Origin of the sequence: Natronococcus sp. A-GB7 (genome assembly GCF_029688865.1) — an archaeon.
Classification (GTDB): domain Archaea; phylum Halobacteriota; class Halobacteria; order Halobacteriales; family Natrialbaceae; genus Natronococcus.
The window spans coordinates 1-18,849 of record NZ_JARUKV010000038.1; the positions used below are offsets into that span (position 1 = coordinate 1).

At 57.3% G+C, this 18,849-nt stretch carries 16 protein-coding genes and 3 pseudogenes; 12 read left to right on the plus strand and 7 right to left on the minus strand.

Annotation, left to right across the window (positions count from 1 at the left end; genetic code table 11):
- Positions 1 to 78 precede the first annotated feature (78 nt).
- Both QA609_RS22440 and QA609_RS22445 read right to left on the minus strand, forming a co-directional pair.
- Positions 79 to 243 carry a hypothetical protein gene (locus QA609_RS22440; RefSeq protein WP_278304856.1) on the minus strand — a complete coding sequence of 55 codons (165 nt, stop codon included), beginning with the start codon at positions 241 to 243 and terminating at the stop codon, positions 79 to 81.
- A 790-nt stretch (positions 244 to 1,033) separates the two neighbouring features.
- Positions 1,034 to 1,804, minus strand: coding sequence for an ArsR family transcriptional regulator (locus QA609_RS22445; protein WP_278304857.1), 771 nt, complete (start codon positions 1,802 to 1,804; stop codon positions 1,034 to 1,036).
- Between the two features lie 152 nt (positions 1,805 to 1,956).
- Between QA609_RS22445 and QA609_RS22450 the strand changes: the two genes are divergently transcribed.
- The 5 genes and pseudogenes from QA609_RS22450 (at position 1,957) to QA609_RS22470 (ending at position 6,649) form a co-directional block, all read left to right on the plus strand.
- Complete coding sequence (locus tag QA609_RS22450) at positions 1,957 to 2,547, plus strand: hypothetical protein (protein ID WP_278304858.1); 591 nt, start codon at positions 1,957 to 1,959, stop codon at positions 2,545 to 2,547.
- Positions 2,548 to 3,177: 630 nt separating this feature from the next.
- Positions 3,178 to 3,604, plus strand: a pseudogene (locus QA609_RS22455) (DDE-type integrase/transposase/recombinase); the annotation flags it as partial.
- A gap of 186 nt (positions 3,605 to 3,790) precedes the next feature.
- The gene (locus QA609_RS22460; protein ID WP_278304859.1) at positions 3,791 to 4,207 is read left to right on the plus strand and encodes a DoxX family membrane protein; all 417 of its coding nucleotides are present in this window, start codon (positions 3,791 to 3,793) and stop codon (positions 4,205 to 4,207) included.
- A 927-nt stretch (positions 4,208 to 5,134) separates the two neighbouring features.
- Entirely contained in the window at positions 5,135 to 5,809 is a 675-nt protein-coding gene (locus tag QA609_RS22465; protein ID WP_278304860.1) for an SCO family protein, read from the plus strand.
- Positions 5,810 to 5,812: 3 nt separating this feature from the next.
- The gene (locus QA609_RS22470; protein ID WP_278304861.1) at positions 5,813 to 6,649 is read left to right on the plus strand and encodes a sulfite exporter TauE/SafE family protein; all 837 of its coding nucleotides are present in this window, start codon (positions 5,813 to 5,815) and stop codon (positions 6,647 to 6,649) included.
- Between the two features lie 26 nt (positions 6,650 to 6,675).
- Here QA609_RS22470 and QA609_RS22475 read toward each other — a convergent pair whose 3' ends face one another.
- Entirely contained in the window at positions 6,676 to 7,062 is a 387-nt protein-coding gene (locus tag QA609_RS22475; protein ID WP_278304862.1) for a hypothetical protein, read from the minus strand.
- Positions 7,063 to 7,393: 331 nt separating this feature from the next.
- Between QA609_RS22475 and QA609_RS22480 the strand changes: the two genes are divergently transcribed.
- Positions 7,394 to 9,313: a right-handed parallel beta-helix repeat-containing protein gene (locus tag QA609_RS22480; protein ID WP_278304863.1), complete on the plus strand. Its 1,920-nt coding sequence runs from the start codon at positions 7,394 to 7,396 to the stop codon at positions 9,311 to 9,313.
- Between the two features lie 261 nt (positions 9,314 to 9,574).
- A pseudogene (locus QA609_RS22485) lies at positions 9,575 to 10,845 on the plus strand (transposase).
- Positions 10,846 to 10,913: 68 nt separating this feature from the next.
- On the opposite strand, the gene QA609_RS22490 reads toward QA609_RS22485, so the two are convergent.
- The 3 genes from QA609_RS22490 to QA609_RS22500 form a co-directional block, all read right to left on the minus strand.
- Positions 10,914 to 11,156, minus strand: a complete 243-nt coding sequence (locus QA609_RS22490) for a hypothetical protein (protein ID WP_278304864.1) — start codon at positions 11,154 to 11,156, stop codon at positions 10,914 to 10,916.
- A gap of 473 nt (positions 11,157 to 11,629) precedes the next feature.
- Entirely contained in the window at positions 11,630 to 12,100 is a 471-nt protein-coding gene (locus QA609_RS22495) for a universal stress protein (protein WP_278304865.1), read from the minus strand.
- A gap of 160 nt (positions 12,101 to 12,260) precedes the next feature.
- Entirely contained in the window at positions 12,261 to 13,655 is a 1,395-nt protein-coding gene (locus tag QA609_RS22500) for a hemolysin family protein (RefSeq protein WP_278304866.1), read from the minus strand.
- Positions 13,656 to 13,845: 190 nt separating this feature from the next.
- On the opposite strand from QA609_RS22500, the gene QA609_RS22505 reads away from it, so the two are divergent.
- Both QA609_RS22505 and QA609_RS22510 read left to right on the plus strand, forming a co-directional pair.
- A complete protein-coding gene (locus QA609_RS22505; protein ID WP_278304867.1) occupies positions 13,846 to 14,277 on the plus strand; it encodes a pyridoxamine 5'-phosphate oxidase family protein in 432 nt (143 codons plus the stop codon).
- 139 nt (positions 14,278 to 14,416) lie between these two features.
- The gene (locus QA609_RS22510; RefSeq protein ID WP_278304868.1) at positions 14,417 to 14,833 is read left to right on the plus strand and encodes a universal stress protein; all 417 of its coding nucleotides are present in this window, start codon (positions 14,417 to 14,419) and stop codon (positions 14,831 to 14,833) included.
- A gap of 129 nt (positions 14,834 to 14,962) precedes the next feature.
- Here the strand turns inward: QA609_RS22510 and QA609_RS22515 are convergent, their stop codons facing one another.
- A complete protein-coding gene (locus tag QA609_RS22515) occupies positions 14,963 to 15,790 on the minus strand; it encodes a universal stress protein (RefSeq protein WP_278304884.1) in 828 nt (275 codons plus the stop codon).
- A gap of 258 nt (positions 15,791 to 16,048) precedes the next feature.
- On the opposite strand from QA609_RS22515, the gene QA609_RS22520 reads away from it, so the two are divergent.
- The 3 genes and pseudogenes from QA609_RS22520 to QA609_RS22530 all read left to right on the plus strand — a co-directional run.
- Positions 16,049 to 16,687, plus strand: coding sequence for a phosphoribosyltransferase family protein (locus QA609_RS22520; RefSeq protein ID WP_278304869.1), 639 nt, complete (start codon positions 16,049 to 16,051; stop codon positions 16,685 to 16,687).
- 150 nt (positions 16,688 to 16,837) lie between these two features.
- A complete protein-coding gene (locus QA609_RS22525; protein ID WP_278304870.1) occupies positions 16,838 to 18,055 on the plus strand; it encodes a CBS domain-containing protein in 1,218 nt (405 codons plus the stop codon).
- Between the two features lie 26 nt (positions 18,056 to 18,081).
- A pseudogene (locus tag QA609_RS22530) lies at positions 18,082 to 18,747 on the plus strand (nucleotidyltransferase family protein); the annotation flags it as partial.
- Positions 18,748 to 18,849 lie beyond the last annotated feature (102 nt).

Consider the following 18,849-nt stretch of genomic DNA (forward strand, 5'->3'; position numbering starts at 1 on the left):
CTGTGCTCGAGCAATCGTTGACGTCCAATCTAACAGGTCTACGCAGTGGAGCAGGCACCAAAGATAATAAGAACTAATTCAGATTTCAAACCAGAATGCAACTCCAGCTGTAGCAAAAGCGACACCGCCGAATACAGTCATAGCCGTGAAAAATGATGTGTCTTGGAGAAGTGCCAATACTGTCTGAATCGCCCCTGCAGCAACTAAGAAGGCGGCAATAGCCTTGTAGTGTGTCTTTTTCATCAGTTCCTCTTAATATGTCCAGATAATAGCTCTTTCTCTCAAGAGACGACTTAGCCCGGATTGTTAGCCAACAGGCGAGAGGTCGTGTGGTAGTGCAGGTTGATCTGGAATTTGCGGGGATGCAGGTGTAGTCGACCACTGGGTAGATCGACATTGCTGTTGAGGAAACGCAATCACAGCTAGATCGGCGGTTCAAGAGATCGTATCTATAGTACAAATATCGGAAAAGTGTTTTGGCGGATTACTCTCTGCGGTGCGAAAGGTCTAATACGTATAGTCCATAGCCTAGCAAGTGTTGGTGTGGTAGTCCGAACTCACTCGTGTGTCGAGCCCCTCTCGTTCACGAACCACATCAACATCGCATTCCTGGACATCCAGGAGAGTCTACCCCTGTGGGCTCTCCTGCTCAGCCCCGTCTACAGAGATACAGCGAGAGTACCTCGGGGCTTGTGCCCGAGGTACTTCACACAGCAACTGCAACGCCCTGAATACGTATCATTGGCTTTTGCCGGTACTGCGATAGGTCGAGCGGTATAGAACTCTCGAGTGACAGTCCTCACTGAGCAGTCCCACTTCAACGAACATCACGCTCCTTTGCCAATTATTGGTCTCAAATTCGGTGCCATTACAAGATCGCTGTCTACTCAATCACCGATTCTGGGCAGTGGACTATTGGCATATTTAATCTCCTCGAGTAGTGGTTATAAACCATTTCGATAGTCGAACCAGAAGCCTTACTTACACCAGTACGTTCGTAAAGTGAAGAAATAGCCAAAGAGTGACTTAGCAGTTAATCAAGAGGTGCAGCTTCATCTCGAAACTCTTGATACTGATTCAGAGCCCAATTGACTGCTTTCGGATCATTATTGATCAAGACGGCTTGCACACCACCGTTAGCATGGATCGTGAGTCCAGCATGGTTTTGCTCAGCTGATTTCGCTATCCAAATTGAATATGGAAGCGGTTGAGTTGCAAGCCAGAAGGAAACACTCTCCATCTGTTCTAACCTCTGCATGACGTCGCTACACGACTCCTGTAATCTTTTTAAAATGTATTTTTCAATGACTATCTCCGCTTGGAGATCCTGCTCCTGCAGAATTTCGTAGAGCGATCTTGGATACGATGGTAGTGCGACTGGAGCAAGTCCTAAAAAATGATCCGAGGATCGAATTATCTCATTGCTTGCTTCGAAAGCCATTCCTGGTACTGATGGGTCTGCAGGATATCGTTGAGCATTCCGAACAAACGAAATATCAACCGATGCTTTTTCTGGAAGGGAATTCAGTTCGCCGGAGGAAACTATAACTGATGATATACTCTCGATATAGCGATTATAAGCAGTCAGGGCAAGCAAGCCGGTAGTCGTTATTCGATATTTTTCTTTATCCTGTTCGACACAATCATGTTCTTCGTATACTTTCAACCCTCGTGAGACCGTCGATCTTGATATCGGTAATTTCTGGGAGAGTTCGGATTTGGTACGGGGGGTGGAGGCAAGAGCTTGGAGTAATTCACTACGTTTTCGAAGGGTGTTGCATAGGTCTGAACTAGTCGATTTCATGTTGTCCGCTTCATCCTTCACTCATGATAAACTTAACCATAGATATTGACAAGTGAAGCAGATACTGTTTGTCTGTTACTCAAATCCTATAGAACGGTTTATTTGGCCCTGGTGTAATGAGTCAGATAAGATCTGACTGACGAGTAATGGAGATGAGTCCAGAAACAGACCACTGCCTACAAAGCGAGAAAGACGTGCATTTCAACCCTTGCTCGGAGTCCCAACCAGTATCCAGGAAAGAAATATTTCACCTACTGAGTACAACTCGTCGGCGAGAAGCAATCCGGTATCTTCTCGAAACAGAAAACCAAGTTGGGCTACCGAAGCTTGCCCGACATATCGCAGCACTGGAGCACGAAACATCTGTTGAGGACGTAACGCAGGCGCAATACCAACGCATCTACATTCCACTCTATCAGTCACATCTCCCGAAGCTCGACAAAGCAGGGGTCATTCGATACGATTCGACCAAAAGGCTCATTGAGCCAACTACACAGCTGAATGTCTTCGCACCGTATCTCGAACTCTCCTCTCGCGAAGAGAGCGATGCTCGGTCTAGTTCTGACACAACGTCCTTTGACATACGAGCGGTCGACAACTGGTATTTAGGGTCCGCTGGTCTCAGTGCGACATTGCTGCTGGCCGTTACACTTGGGTTGATCCCGATCTCTGGAGAATTCCTTGGTGGTATTATTATTGTTCTGTTCCTCGCAGCGAATGTGCTACGAAATCATAGTGTATGACCGCCGAATAACCGATTAAACTTTCGTTCGAACTGTTCGCCAGTTAACTCAGTCCAGGTAGCGTTCACGGAGGAATTCAAGGACATCGGTCGGAGAACGGACGTGGTTCCGATTGGTCCGGCCAGAGTCGGCAGAGTGAGTCGAGTCCATTTCAGCGATTGGAGTGTCATTTGCAGCGTCGCCTGTCCAAACCAATCTTCAATAGTCCCATTCATCCATATGCCGTTCCACCATGTCTCTCGGTCAGCATCATCACCACACTATCGTGGGGTTAGATGACTATAGATTTGATCCGTGGTTTGTCGGTTCGCGTGACGTAGTCGTAGTTGTACATTCTCGAGCCGACCACTGTCGATTTGGATAATCCGATAGGCCACAGAGTGCCGAAGCGTGTGCGAGTAACGTCCGTCGGCTCTCCTATATCACCGCCTGCGAGCAGCGGCCGCACGTTCGCTTCGACAGCGAGTTTTTCGATGAGTCGCTGTAGGGATCGTGTTGTGAGTCAGTCGCTTGAGCGGGTAGGACAGAGAGCTGTAGTGTCCTTCCATCGGTCCGAAGATACCAACGGAGTAGTCGAACCGTCTCAGACTCGAACTCGAGAGTCCTATCGCTGTCGTCACCCTGGAGTTCATTGACGAGACCACTGTCAAAAGAAACGGCGAATGGTCTTGATTGTATGATGCAATAGACTTCGATACAAAATTGATTCTCGACGACCAGTTATTCGGCCACCACGGCACTGATCCGGCGGCTGCGTTCCTGCACAGACTCCGTGAGAAACACGATTTCTCCGAAGCGATGTTTCTTGTTGATCAGTTTGACTATCGGACTGCCGTTTCCCGATTGGGATTGAACGGTCGGGTTGACTATACCGACCGAAACCTCGTTGAAAAGTGGTTTCACACCTTCAAAATTCGCGTTGACCGTTTCCATAACTCGTGGGTGGGAAGTCGTCAGAGTGCCCGCAAATGAATTGATCAGTTTGTACATAACTACAACATCAGAGCCGCACCAACCGCTCGAGGGAAAGACGTCAGCTGACGAGGTGCTAAACTAGACAGTGCCCCACAAATCGATATTCAGATAGCGAATTAATATGCATTGCCCAGAATCAGTTGGTGACGAGGATAGCTTCAATACGATTCACACCTGGCGAACAATCGGCTGATAACCACGACTCGCTTACGACGGTCATAACTCGTGGGCAAAATCTCTTGTCCCCGCAAGCTAAGTCATAGACAGTATGGACGCCAGTTATCTTCTCGTCCGCCTGAAACGACCGTTGCTCTACGTAATGGCCTCGATTTATATCATCGCCGGAATAACCCATTTCATCATCCCGGAAGCGTTCGCACAGATTGTGCCCCCAATGCTTCCCTATCCGCTTGTGCTTGCGTATCTCTCGGGCGTCGCCGAGGTTGCCCTTGGCGTCGGGTTGTTGTTCTCACGGACGCGAAAACTCGCTGCCTGGGGTGTTATCGTCCTTCTGATTGCCATCTTCCCGGCGAACATCTATATGGCTGTCAGTGACGTGACGGTGACGGGTGTGTTTGGTCGGACGCTCAACCCATCTCCGGTCGTCCAATGGGGTCGGCTTCCGCTGCAAGGCGTCCTCATCCTATGGTCGTGGTGGTACACGCGCCCGATGCCTGGGGAGTAAGTGAAAACTGCGGAATTTTCTAGGGAGATTCTCTCGGACATACTCTTTCTCCTACCTATTACTGAGCTCCCAGTCGAGGGGAATGCACGCCAACAGACTACATATACTTCGTCCGTTCGTTCACAGGAAGGACTTGGCCGACTATTGAGGCGGGCCTTGTGAGGTTGAGATTAGGCTGACCCCGAACTGGGAGAGATGCCTATGAAGGAACAACAGGAACTTCAGATTTTTCGAACAAAAATTCTTCAATCAATTCTGCCATATAAAGAAACGCAGTAGATCCATCTGGCTTTGTGAGATCTGCGTTCGCATTGCCGTCATAGCATCTCCTCACGTCTTTATCAGCATCTGACCCTGAGAGCATAATCACCGGCAGATGCTCGATTCCTGTCGTCTTTCGAATTTCTTTGAGGGTCTCACACCCGTCTCTTCCAGGGAGGTCCAAATCTAACAGAGCTATATCCAGGGAGGGCCGCTCGTCAAGAAACGCCAGTGCGTCGATTGCATTAGTGAACTACCCCACCCTACCGCGCTCGGGGCTACTCGCCCCTCGCTTGTTGGGGGGGGGGCTTCCTGTTTCTGTGTCGGAACGTGCAGGAGCAGGTCCCACAGCGGTTCCGGACTCCGCAGGCGATCGAACGAGCGTCGGCGCCCCATCGGTCAGATGCAGGCGGCTGTCGACACCGTCGGTCCTATCGTCACCGAAACAGCCGGCTATCGCGGCGACACCAAGGCTGGCACTCCCAGCGAGAAACGTTCGTCGCGTCGAGCGGGGCTCCTGGGAAGAGATCGAAATTAGCCCGTCGTCCATACTACCCTATTGTAACGAGTCTGGTAAGTCGAATCTGGTTCGGTTATCGAACGAGCACCGTGAATTAGATGATTGCACCAGATCGCTCTTCAGAGCCCGAACACTAGCATCACACGATGAATCGACGCGATCTTCTCGCCAGTAGTGCGGTCGTCGGGCTGGCGCCCGTCGCGGGTTGTCTAACCGGACTCGTAGACGACGAACCATCCGGTGAGGTGGTGTTGGACCCGCCAGAAGAGAGCACGCAGGGGGAGCCCTCGTATCCGACCTACGGCGAGCCTTTCCCGACGTTCGAGCTCTCTGATCCCCTGCTAGAAACGTCCGTCGACGTCGACAGTATCGACGAGGAGTGTCTCGTCTGCACGGCGTTCTTTGCGACCTGCCCCGCCGAATGTGTGCCACTTATGCACGCGATTTCGACGGTTCAGGCCAACAGCCTCGAGAGCGGGCTCGGCGACGACGTCCGATTTCTCGCGATCACGTTCGATCCCGAGCGAGACACTGCAGACGAACTTTCGGATCACGCCGAGATGGTAGACGTCGATCTCGAGGCGGACAACTGGCACTATCTACGTCCCGAAGACGACGACGAAGCGAAAACAGTCGTCGAGGACGAACTCGGCATTCCCTTCGAACGCGAGGAGTTGGGTGACGACTACGATTTCGCACACATAACCGTCACCTTCCTTGTTAACCCGGATGGGTACGTCGAACGAAGCTACCGCGGTGAGAACCCCTCGACGGAACAAATCACCGACGATCTGGAAACGGTAATAGACGACCGAGAGTAACAGATGCGACCCCACCCCCAGGGACCAGTCTTAGAGACCTGTTACGATCCAGGGCTGGATCCGACTGCCGTTGAACCGGTCAGTCTCGTCGTGTTCGGTCTGATCGGATTACTCGGTGGTGCACACTGTCTCGGAATGTGTGGGCCACTCGTAACGACCTACTCTGACAGAATACGGGCCAAAGATGGGCATCGTAGAGAACGTAACGAACTGACGATCAGAGAGGTCAGGCAGCACGCGCTGTTTAACCTCGGTCGAGCGAGCAGCTACGCGATAATAGGTGGATTGTTCGGTCTTGCAGGGACAGTCGTGTTCGTTTCCCCACAGGCAGTGACAGCCGTTGCGACGGACGTTCATGCAGTCGCCGGCATCGGCGTGGGGACACTCATCGTCGCAATGGGGATCAACTATCTAATCGGTCGGGGTTTCGTCGGCGGGTCGATCAGCGTTCCGCTTGTGGGAGCAACGCTCGGACGTCTCCACCAGACGCTGCTCGCAAACGTCGACTCTTGGGTCGGTAACATCAGAATCGCCGGACTCGGCGCGGTTCACGGGTTGTTGCCATGTCCGTTGCTCTATCCAGCCTTTCTGTACGCGTTTATCCGAGGATCGCCTGTCGAGGGATTTCTCTCGCTGGCTGTGCTTGGACTCGGAACGGTCCCCTCGCTGTTCGTCTACGGAACGCTCTTCCAGTCACTGAGTCTCGAGACGCGAACGAAACTCCACCGTGTTCTGGGGGCTGCCTTCGTGTTGCTTGGCTACATTCCGCTCCAACATGGGCTCGCAACGCTCGGTATCGGCCTCCCGCCGATTCCGCTCCCACACTATCAGCCACTTTGAGAATCGTTCGAGCAGAGTTGATCGGACTACGGTAATCGGTCTCCTCTATATATCCGCTCGATGTTCTCTCCAAGCTCCGAAAGTGTGACAGTATAATCTTCGTCAAGGTCGTCATATTGCTCGATATACTTGGGGGTGCCATCCGTATCTGCGTAGACACGTGGATTGAGGCCCATTGGATCGTCAGTACGGTGTTCGTCGTATTCGAGTACGTAGACGGCGTCGAACCCATCAACGAGAGGTTTCGTTTCGAAATCGGTCACCCAGGCACCGACGATGTCGCTCTCCGGTGCACCGAACTGGTCCGGAACTCCGTAGTAGGCGAACAAACAGCCTGGACTACAGAACATCATCTCATCTCCGTTTTCGTGGGCGATCTGAGCGTTTCGGTCGGAGTAGTCGGTCACGGCCATCGAACAGACACCACACGGATGCGAACTCGAGAACGCTTCCGGCTCGTCGACCGGATGGTCGACGAGAAACCCAGACTCCGAGGTGTCGAGATTCGGAACATCCGAATTAGCGTTGTCATCTGTACCGGACAGCCTGCCAGCGTGCTGGTGATACCGATAGTAGCAAGCACTCGACGTCGATGCCAGGAACCCAAAGCACGGATTGTCGTGTCATAGTTTCACAGTTGCCTGCTGCAAAGTCGATCTGGTACACGAAACGAAATGCGCTCGGTCGCTTCGATGGCCGTACCAGATCGTCTATTGTACTACACCGACCAGATAGAGATACGAGATGGCCCTCTCCCACAAACTTTTGATCTCGGTCCTCGTTGGTATCTGTCTTCTCGGGGTCGCTGGGATTTTCATAGCAGATATCGGGTCGACGTCGCCCGACCCGGTACCGTTCGAGGACACCGTTACTACGGGCGTCATCCTCGAGAACGAACCTGATGAGGACCGAATCGACGTCCCGAAAGCGCAGGTGTTCTATTCTCAGTACGAGTACGTTGTTGGCTATCAGGGGATCGAACGATTTGTCGACGCTAGCCAGCAAACGGGCCATGAAGGCCGCTTTGGCTATCCGACTGGTGTCTATGTGACTGATTATAGCGGGACAGCGCTCGAACTCACGACCGACGGCCACCTAGCTGCGAACGGAACGGAGAGCTGGACCGATGCGGAGTCTGCATGGTTCGTTGTCGGAAGTGAGGCGAGAACGCCTGCCGGAGAAACCGTCGTCCCGTTTTCGAGGCAGGAAGATGCTGAGGCGTTTACGACCGAACACGGCGGCGCCGTAGTGAGCTGGGAACAGCTTCTGGACCACTCGTTCGAAATCGATGACGCCGATGTCGTCCGAGATCGAGTCGACGAACGTCACGAACGTGGTGACGAGCTGGTCTCGGATGCAACGCAAGCCCGCGATAGACCAACAGAAGTCGTCGTTGGTGAGGATGTAGCAACCATCCAGGAAGGTATCGATACCGCACCCGGGGGAGCAACAGTGTTCGTCCCCTCTGGAAACTACAACGTCTCCGACACTATCGACGTCGACCGGCCGATCACCGTTGCTGGGGAAGAGGGGACGACGGTTCAGGGGGACGGAAACGGAACCGTCATCCGCATCGAAGACGATCGAGCTGCGGTAACGGATCTCCAGATTTCCGGTGTCGGTGACGTAGCGGAGGCCGACACTGGAGACAGGGATCTGGAGGACAGCGAGGACGTCCTCGAGATGGCCTACGGACAGGGAGATGCAGGTATCGAGGTCAACGGCTCTGAAAGAACTGTCGTCGAAAACGTCTCGATCGAAACACCATCGAACGGAGTCCTGCTTCGGGATAGTCCGGAGGCCGTCGTTCGGAACGTCACTGTCGACGGAAATGACCACTGGGACGACGGCTACATGGGAGTGATGACGATGCGATCTCCGGGCGGTGTGATCGAAGACTCACACTTTCGCGACGGTCGTGACGGGATCTACACCCATCGATCGCACGAACTGATCTATCGGAACAATACGTTGGAGGGGAACCGAATCGGTGTCCATCTGATGTATACCTCGGATGCATTGATCGCCGACAACCGGATCCTGAGTGCAAAATCGACCGGGATCGACGTCATGACCGATCCAGAACACAATGCCGTCGTCGGGAACGAGATACGGGATACGTCGCAGGGACTCTTGATGGGTGGGTCGCAGTCGTACGTTGCCCGGAACGTTATCACTGATACGGACGTCGGCATGACAACTGCAGCAGGGAACTCGATATACGAACGAAACGTCATCGCGGGGAACGTAGAAGGCGTTCAGGCGAACCAGTTGCTGCCGACCAATCAGGTGACGAACAACGACTTCATCGGCAACCATCGGCATGCAGCTGCACGACTCGGAGTACTCCGTGTCTGGACAGCCGACGGACAGGGTAACTACTGGGACGGAGCAGTTGGGTCGAGCGACGGGTCAACTCTCGAGCGGTCATACTCGCCGACACACCCCGTCGACGAGCGACTCCATCGCGTCGATGGGACGCCGACGCTCGCACGATCACCTGCCCTTGACACACTTACTACGTTCGAGGGGACTGTTTCGGGAATGCGTACTGAAAGCATCGTTGACACGGCACCACGCTGTGAACCTGCGAATCCAGAACTGCTCGCTCAGACCGAGCAGAATTCCTCGAAGTATGATTTGTGCAAACCATCGCTATCATAGATACCATAGCGCGGATACCCGCGACTTTAGGCGCGGGAGGAAGCGCGTCACTCCGTTAGTCAGTCCTCGCTTAACGGCCCGTCAGAATCCAACCCCTTCGCACCGCGGAGTAAGATCCCTTTCCACGTCATTCCGTGTGAGTCTTTAATCTCGCTTAGTCGTTCGTACTGTTCCTCGTCGTCGATCTCTATCTTTATATAGTGCACACATATTTGTAACACTTACGTTGTATTTATAACTCACGGTACCGTACTCGTAGTTGTGACGACGACCGCCATGAAAACGCTCGAAGCCACGCTTGCTCCGCCTACTACGGGCAAAGAGCAACGTCTCGAGCGAACCGTGGCGACCTACCGCCGTGCGCTCTCGGATGCTTTCGAGAGTGGAGCGGATACACAGAACGCGGTCAACGACGTCGTCACGCCGTACACGCTCACGTCCTACGCAAAGGACGCCCTCAAGAACTACGTCCCGAAGCTTCGGGATACGTACAACGCGTCGGAACTCAAGGACGATCACCCGGTTCGGTTCACGAACCGCGGTTTTCGTCTCGACCACTCCGACGAACGCGAACACGAGTTCTGTTGGCGCGTTCCGCAGGCCGGACGTGGCAACGCCTTCTGGATTCCGCTCCAAATCAACCCCGAACAGGAATCCCTCTGGTTCGACCTGCTTGACGAGGACGCAACGGTCGGCGAGTTCCGACTGCAACAGTACCGAACGAACTGGGTGCTGCACGTCACCGTCGAGTACGAGATCGCCGAACCAAAAACACCGGACGACCCAACTCGGATCGGCTTCGATATCGGCGAGTCCAAGCTTCTGACGGGCTGTGCCTGTCAGAACGACACTCCGACCCAACCGCACATCTACCTCGAGCACTCCGCAAAGAGATGTACACGACGCTGAAGCGCCTGCAAGATCGCGACGCCGAGCAGTGGCGTGTGGACGAACGCTTCGACCACTACCAGAACGCCCTGACGGATATCCTCGAGAAGGCGTCTCGCGAAGCCGTCGAGTACGCCGAGTCCTTCAAGGACCCAGTAATCGTGCTCGAGGACTTGTCGTACATTCGTGAGAACTTGGACTACGGCACGTACATGAACCGGCGGTTGCACTCGTGGGCATTCGCCCGGCTCACCGACCGGATCGAAGACAAGGCCCTCGAAGCCGGGATCCCGGTCGAGTTCGTAAACCCGCGCTACACGTCTCAGACGTGCCACGCCTGCGGACACATCGGTCGTCGAGGATCTCAGGCGGAGTTCAAGTGTACGAACTCGGAGTGTTGGGTCACGGAGTTTCAGGCGGATATTAACGCAGCAGCGAACATCGCTGGTCGCGTTGACCCGTGGGGAGAGAGCGTTCCTTGGAAACCGGAGCGCGATGACTTCTTGGAAGACTCCGTCTTCCAATGGTCGGAAAATCTCCGATTTTCCTCGACGCCACAGGACGGGAGCACCCTTGACAGTGCCACAGCCCACCGCGAGCCGAGTGCGAGACCCGCACAGACGACGCTCGCGGAGTGGGGCTGAAACCTCTCCAGTAGCAGGCTGGATTCCCAACGTTTGGGATTCCCCTGCCCTCAGGCAGGTGGAGGATGTCAAATCGCGGCTAGGACCGCCCAAACCAGAAGTACGTGCCAAATGACTGCGGCGGCGGCTCGCTGGAAGTCGCTTTCCGGAAGCGGCGGGTTCCGAAACATTGCGTCGTAGACGAACGGCGTGGCGAGCACAAACGCGGCGGCTAGCCCGTACTCCATTGGAACCGCCGTCAGCGCGCCGACGACTCCTCCACCGACGAGGGCGACGGCGATGGCCAGCAGGATCCAGTCATAGCGGTGCACAGTTTCTCACCTTGACCGTATAAACGAAACCAGGAGGTATAGGTCTTACACGGCATCACAGGACAGTTCAGCACAAATTCAACTTCGCGGTCGCGCGGAGTCCCCTTCTGCTCACGGCTTCGCCGTTCGTATGGTCAGCGGAACCTTCGGTTCCGCGCTATCCTCAAGGAGCGACCGGAGGGAGCGAGTAGGGTGGGGAAGAAGTCATTACCGTTGATGCTCTATGACACAGCATGAACTGGCAGTGTCGCCTGTACGGCCACCAGTGGCGCCACCCGTGGAACCACGAGGTCATCCTCACGCAGGAGAACGGGCCGGTCTATCCGCTTCGGTGTGAACATTGTAAGTCCGTCAAACTCCTGGATCGGAACGGAAACGGCTTGCAATCCTCCGAGCGTGAACCACCGCTCCCCAAGGAGACCGAATCGCATCGACGCTAGCTATGGCCCACCCGTTTCCGTCGGCCGTGGCCGTCACCGAACGATCATGACGGGGACCGGTGCTCGTTTGACGACAGTCTCCGCGACGCTACCCAGCAGGAACCGCTCCGCGCCGGTCCGGCAGTGACTGCCCATCACGATCCGATCGACGTCGTGGTCCTCGGCGTACTCGAGGATAACGTCGTCAGGTTCGCCGAACTCGAGGACGGTCTCGATACTCCGACCGTGTTCGGCTGCGATCTCTCGTGCATCGTCGAAGACTTCTGCTGCCTTTTCTTCCGCTTTTTCGTGCCACTCACGCCAATACTTCGGCGAGACGGAACCCGGCGGCGAGCCGTCCTCGAACGTCGGCCGCATGACGTCGATGAGGCCGAAACCTGACCCGATCGGATCCATGACGTGACAGACGACGATGTCGGCGTCGGGGTAGTCAACCAGTGCCGTCTCGAGAGCTTTCATCGAGAGCGGCGAGCCTTCCGTCGGTACGAGGACGGTCTGATCCATACGTCTCGTACCTTGCGTTCGAGCAAATAGCCACCGGGTGTTCGTACGTGCGGAGCGATCCGTTCAGCCGCGTTCTCGGTTCCCGAGAGCAGTCGAGATTCGTTTTCCGTCTGTTCTGCCGAATCCGCAGACGGCCAAATTCGTCATCGAGACCGCGCTGCTAGCGCTCGTCGTCACCCGATCGAACGAGTCGGACGCTGATGATCCGCCTGTCGTCGACGTCCTCGATAGTGATTCTGGTACCGTCGCAGGTGATCCGGTCGCCCGCTTCGGGGAGGCGTCCGGCTTGGTCGAGAACGAGTCCAGCGATAGTGTCGACCTTCGGTGTCTCGGGGAGGGAGAGATCGAGCGTTTCGTTGACCATCGCGATCGAGGCGTCGCCGCGAACGATCGCCGTTCGCTCGTCGACGATTCGAATCGGAGCCGGTTCGCGGGGACCGAGAATCTCGCCGGTGATCACCTCGGTTGGATCCTCCGTGGTGACGATCCCTTCGGTCGTCCCGTACTCGTCGATGATGACGGCCAGGTGGACCTGTGCGCGTTGCATCTCCGCGAGCACCTCGTCGGCTGGCATGGTCTCGGGGACGTGGATCGTCGGCCGCATCACGTCTGTGAGGTCGAGCTCGTCCGGTTCGCGCGCACCGTAGTCCCGTTCCCGGAGCAGGTCACAGACGTGGACCGTTCCGACGACGGTATCGAGATTTCCTTCGTACACGGGGAGGTGAGTAAACCCGCTGTGCGCACAGGTCTGAAGCGCGGTCTCGAGCGAGTCTGTCGTCGACACCGCCACGACGTCCGGCCGGGGGACCATGATCGCGCTCACCGCCGTCTCGTCGAATCTGAACGTGCGGCGCAACCGGTCACGTTCGTCGGGTTCGATTGCCCCGGCGCGCTCGCCAGCCTCGATCAGTTCCTGGAGTTCGCTACGGGTGACGTAGGCCGATTCGATCGACGTCCCGGCGCCGACGAGCCCGTTGACGATGCGCGTCAGCTTATCGAACAGGACGACGAACGGGTACAGCAGGTACTCCGCGTAGCGTATCGGCCGAGCGACGCGAAGCGCCCACGATTCGGTGTTCTCGACGGCGTAGGACTTCGGCGCGCTCTCGCTGAAGAGCAACACGAGCGACGTGATTCCGAAGGTTGCGATAAGGACGGCTTGCCCTTCGGTGACGTAGAGCCCGAGTAACGCCGTCGCGACGCTCGACATGGCGACGTTCGCGACGTTGTTCCCGACCAAGATCGTGACGAGTAGCCGATGTGGGTTTTCGCGGAGCGATTTGACGACGGTCGCGTTCGGTGCGCCGCTTTCGACGAGCACGTCGAGCCGATGTTTCGGCAGCGCGAACATCGCGATTTCGGAGGACGAAAAGAATCCTGACACCACCATCAGTATCGTGATCGTGACCACGCCGCCGGCGGTCACGAGCCATAGCGGTAGCTCGGGGACGGGCGTCGCCAGCCCGATCGTCGCGACGTTCGTGACCGCAGGCTCCGATCCCGCTGGCGCGAACGACACAGTTCGCTCGAGGGTTCCCGCAGTCTCCAGTCCCATCGGTTGCCGTACGAGACGGTGATAGAAAAAGCGGCGCGACGGGTGGGTGCCGTACGCCCTCTCTACCGAATTAGGACGGAAGTACAGATATTCGCTAATGATATTCGTCTCGATCGGCCTTTCAGTCCAGCAGACGGTTTCCTATCCCTTCTATAAGCGACCCCATGGTGTAAACGGCTGGTGTCGCAAAATGACTGATTCGTGGTACGGCCACACGATGGCAGCGGACGAGATCACCGAATTTCTGAACGAGCAGGCGACCGGCGTGCTCTGTCTCTCGAAGGACCGCCGGGCGTACGGCATCCCGATGTCGTTCGCGTACGACGCGGACGAAGAGCGAGCGATCATGGATCTCGGGTTCGCCGAAGACAGCAAGAAGCGCAAGTTCATCGAGACGACCGACGAAGTCTGTCTCACCGTCTACGAGTGGGACGGACCGCACGACTGGACGAGCGTGGTCCTGAGTGGGTCGTTCGAACCACTCTCCGACGACGACGTCGACGACGTCGAGGCGTGGTACTATCGCGTGGCGAAAGACATCGACGTTGCCGCCGGCGACGTCGACCTCGAGTGGTACGAACTCCGGGCAGAGGAGCTGTCGGGCGTCGCGCTCTCCGAGTGACTATTCCGTCGACTCTCGGCCCGCCCGATCGGATGGGGCGACGTAGAGGTGCCTGCACCCGAACGACGGGGCACCCGCGAACGAGTACTTCGATGTCGTCTTCAAAAAAATTCTTCGAGCATGACCACGAAGAGACGGTATGGATATCCTCGTTCCGATCGACAATTCCGAGCCGGCGATGAAAGCCGTCGAACACGCCGTCCGAGAGTATCCGGACGCTGATCTCACGCTGTTACACGTCATCGACCCGTCCGTCGGGATGTACGGGGAAGGTGGGATATACGCGTACGACTCGATACTCGAGACACGGCGTGAGGCTGCCGACGACCTGCTCGAGAACGCAGCCGAGATCGCAGCGAACCACGACGGTTCCGTCGAGCGCGAAACCGTCGTCGGTTCCCCCAGCAACGAGATAGTGGCCGTTGCGGAGTCGAAAGACGTCGAACACATCGTCATCGGTAGCCACGGTCGGTCGGGGGCATCCCGCGTTTTGCTCGGAAGCGTTGCCGAACGGGTCGTCCGTCGGGCCCCTGTACCCGTGACGATCGTTCGGTAATTCGTCGCTGCTACTCGTCCTCGTCAAAAAAGAGTTCGGTGAGAACCGCCACGAATCCGGCGACGACCAGGCGGACGAGTCCGAGTCCCCAGACGGTGTCGAGCTCGGCATCTTGTTGCCGGCGGAGAGCTACGACTCGAGCGTGCGGACAGTCAGCACAGGGACGCTCGCGTCGGGCACCACCCGCTGGGAGACGCTCCCGACGACGAGTCGCTCGAGGGTCGACTTGCTCTCGGTTCCCATTACGAGCACGTCGACAGCGTTCCGGTCGGTATACTCGAGAATACTCTCTCCTGCTGCCCCGTGGGCGATCGTTCGAGTCGCCTCGAGACCGCGCTCGTCGGCTCGATCCGCAATCTCCGTCGTCGTTTTTTCGCCGTGTTCTTCGAACGCTTCCTGGATCTCAGCCGTGTTCGAACTCATATCGACGGCGTACAGCACGTGCAACCTGGCGTCGACGGCGTCGGCCAGCGAGAGAGCGTTCTCGGTTGCGGCTGCCGATCCCGTCCAGCCGTCGGTCGCGAGACAGACGTCGTCGACTCGCTCGCCGTCCCACGACGCGTCCGGACTAACCGAGAGAACGGGCTGGTGTGCCTCGCGAATCACCTCGAGCGCGACGCTCCCGAGCAACGCCTGCTGTAACCCGGTCCGCCCGTGGGTCCCGACGACGACCAGGTCGGCACCGACGTCGTCGGCACACGACAGGATCTCGGTCGCAGGCCGTCCGTTCCGAACGATCGGTTCGGCATCGCAGCCTGCGTCTATCGCGTCGGCCACGACCGAGTCTGCATCTGACTGGCGGCGTTCGCGGCGAGCCGCGATATCGCCTCGCTTCTCTTCGACGACTGACAGGGCGTGAACCGTTGCCTCGAGTGTTCGGGCCAGCGAGATACCAACCGTCGCGGCGTTCGCTGCGACGCCGCTGCCGTCGGTCGCGATGAGAACGTCGTCGTACATAATCTCTCCAACGGTGACGGCCATCTTGGTTCTGTGGATAGACATCGTCCGTTACAGGTCCGCCTCGACGAACTGAGACTGGACGACGGCCCTCAAGGTCGTTCGGTTCCCTCTTCGTCGTCGGCTCTCCTACGGGAGATTCGTCGCTTCTCGACAGTCCAATCAGTACTCGCGACGGCGCGTGATCGATATGATTGTTCCAATATAGCAGGAGTTACCCTGGCGTTATATGCTCTCTCGTCCCGTTTCTCCGGAACGATGGAGGTGTCTCGCAGATTCCAGGATCGAACGGAAGCGGGAGAGTTCCTCGCAGAAGAGCTACGTGAGCGAGGGTTCGATGCGGATCTCGTTCTGGCCATCCCGCGTGGCGGCCTCCCGCTGGGCCGAGCAGTCGCCGACGAACTCGACGCCCCGCTCGACGTCGTCGTCGCGAAGAAGATCGGTGCGCCGGGCAACCCGGAGTACGCTATCGGTGCCGTTGCGAGCGACGGAAGCGTCTGGCGAAACGAGGAAGCGATTCTCGGGACGCGAAGCGACGAGGAGTACTTTCAGCAACAGCGTGAGCGCAAAGCCGCGGAGGCACGCCAGAAGGCCGAGCGGTACCGAGGCGGTCGGTCGGAGCCGAATTTGGCCGAAAAGACCGTCGTTGTCGTTGACGACGGCGTCGCAACAGGCTCGACCGCCAGGGCCTGTCTCGCGAAGCTTCGCGATTCGGACGCCGATCGAGTCGTCCTCGCAGTGCCGGTCGGTCCGCCGAGCTCTATCGCTGAACTCGAAGAGGGGACCGACGAGGTTGTCTGTCTTGAGAAGCCCGGGAGCTTCATGGGAGTCGGACAGTTCTACCGGAACTTCAGTCAGGTCTCCGACGAAGAAGCGATGGCCTACATGGAGACGTGACCGTGAGCGGCCGATCGAGAACGGCTCCGCGATCGTCACGAGGGGACTCCCAGCGACCAACTAACCGGTGACGAGTACACATCCCAGCCATCCCAGCACGCCTCGATAGTATCGTAGAACGACCACCCGATCGAAAGCACACTGAAATCCATGGACATCGCCAATATCGTTTCGAACGAATACGTCGAATTCACGCCAGAAACGCCCGTCTCAAAGCTCGTCGGTACGTTCGCCGATTCCGACGTCAAGGGTGTCGTAATCCGCGGGGACGAGTTCGAGGGAGTCGTCACGAGGAGACAACTCGCCACCTCACACCGCCAGCCCAGCGAAAAACTCGGATCACTCGTCTGGCACGTCCCGCGACTCTCGCCCGACGAAGACATCCGCAAGGTGGCACAGCTCATGATCGACAGCGGCTCGCAGCTCCTGCCCGTCTTCGAGGGCCGAGAGCTGGTCGGCGTCGTCACCGTCGATGCGATCCTCCAGAAAGTAACGCCGTTTCTGGACGCGGCGACCGTTTCCGAAGCTCAGACTTCCGATCTCGTCTCGGTCAGGCCGGACTCGTCCCTCGGCGATGCGCTCAACGTGTTCCGAGAGAACCGCATCACTCACCTCCCTGTCGTCGAGGACGACACGGCAGTCGGTATCCTCAGTCTCTACGACGTAACCGAGCTTACGGTACGTGTCGAGGTCAGGAGTCAGGGCGGCGACGCGGGCGGAACCGATCCGTTCGGGGGTAAGATCTCCAGCAGCACCGGTCGGGCACGTCGCGGCGGCTTCGGCGCCCGAGAGGGCGAACTTGCGCGAATGCTCGATCTGCCGGTTCGGGATATCATGATTTCGCCGGTACGGACGGTCCGACCGAGCGATACGCTCGAGACGGCCGTCGAGGAGATGTTCGACGTCGGCGCCTCGTCGCTGATCGTCACGGACGATGGCTCGCCTCACGGTATCGTCACGAAGACCGACGTCCTCGATTCGCTCACGTGGGAGGCCGGCGGGAACCGAGCCGTGCAGATCTACGGAACCAGTCTGATAGACGACACGACCTACGAGGATATCGTGGCGATGGTCGACGCCTTCGACGATCGGGACCACGGAATGAGCGTCCTGGACGCGAAGATCCACCTCCACGAACACGACGAGAAACGACGGGGCGTTTCGCTGTTGCTCGCTCGCATCCGGCTCTACACTGATCGCGGACTGTACATCGCCTCCGGCGAGGGATACGGTGCGAGCCACGCGCTCAACGAGGCGCGAGACGTACTGGAACGACAGATCCGCGAGAAAAAGACCTACGGACGGACCAAGAAACCCCCGAACGAGGAGTTCTGGGAGAAGCGCTTCGGCTGGCTGCTCGAGGAGTAGACCGCTCTCAAACGGAGATCTGACCCATGAACGTTATTGTACTGGCAGGCGGGTACGCGACTCGACTGTGGCCGATCACGAGATACCGGCCGAAGATGTTCCTCCCGCTCGGGGAGACCACCGTCATCGACCGAATCTACGCCGAACTCGAGGCGACGGATCGGATCAAGGAGGTGTACGTCAGCACGAACGAGCGGTTCGCCCCGGACTTCGAAGCCCATCTGGCGGACAGCACGTACGACAAACCGCGGTTGTCGGTCGAAGAAACGCGCGACGAAGACGAGAAGTTCGGCGTCGTTGGGGCGCTCGGCGAACTGATCGATCGCGAGGGGATCGACGACGATCTGCTGGTGATCGCCGGCGACAATCTCTTCGATTTCGCGATCGAGTCGTTTCTCGAGTTCTCCGATCGAAAGGACGCGCCAACGATCGCCGTTTACGACGTCAGCGCTCCAGAACTAGCAACGTCGTATGGGGTCGTCGGCCTCGAGGACGATCGCGTCATCGACTTCCGGGAGAAACCCGACGAACCGGACGGAACGTGCGTTTCGGTCGGTTGCTACGCGTTTCCTCGAGAGACGCTGGCCCTGTTCCCGACGTATCTCGAGGACGGGAACGACCCGGATGAGCCCGGCTGGTTCGTCCAGTGGCTCCAGCCTCGGAAACCGACGTACGCGTACCCCTTCACAGGCGGTACAAGGCGGATGCCCCGACCATTGAGGTCGGGGAGGAAGTCGACACTCGATGACCCAATCCACGCCCCGATGGCTGACTGACTCCCCAACGTATAAGAA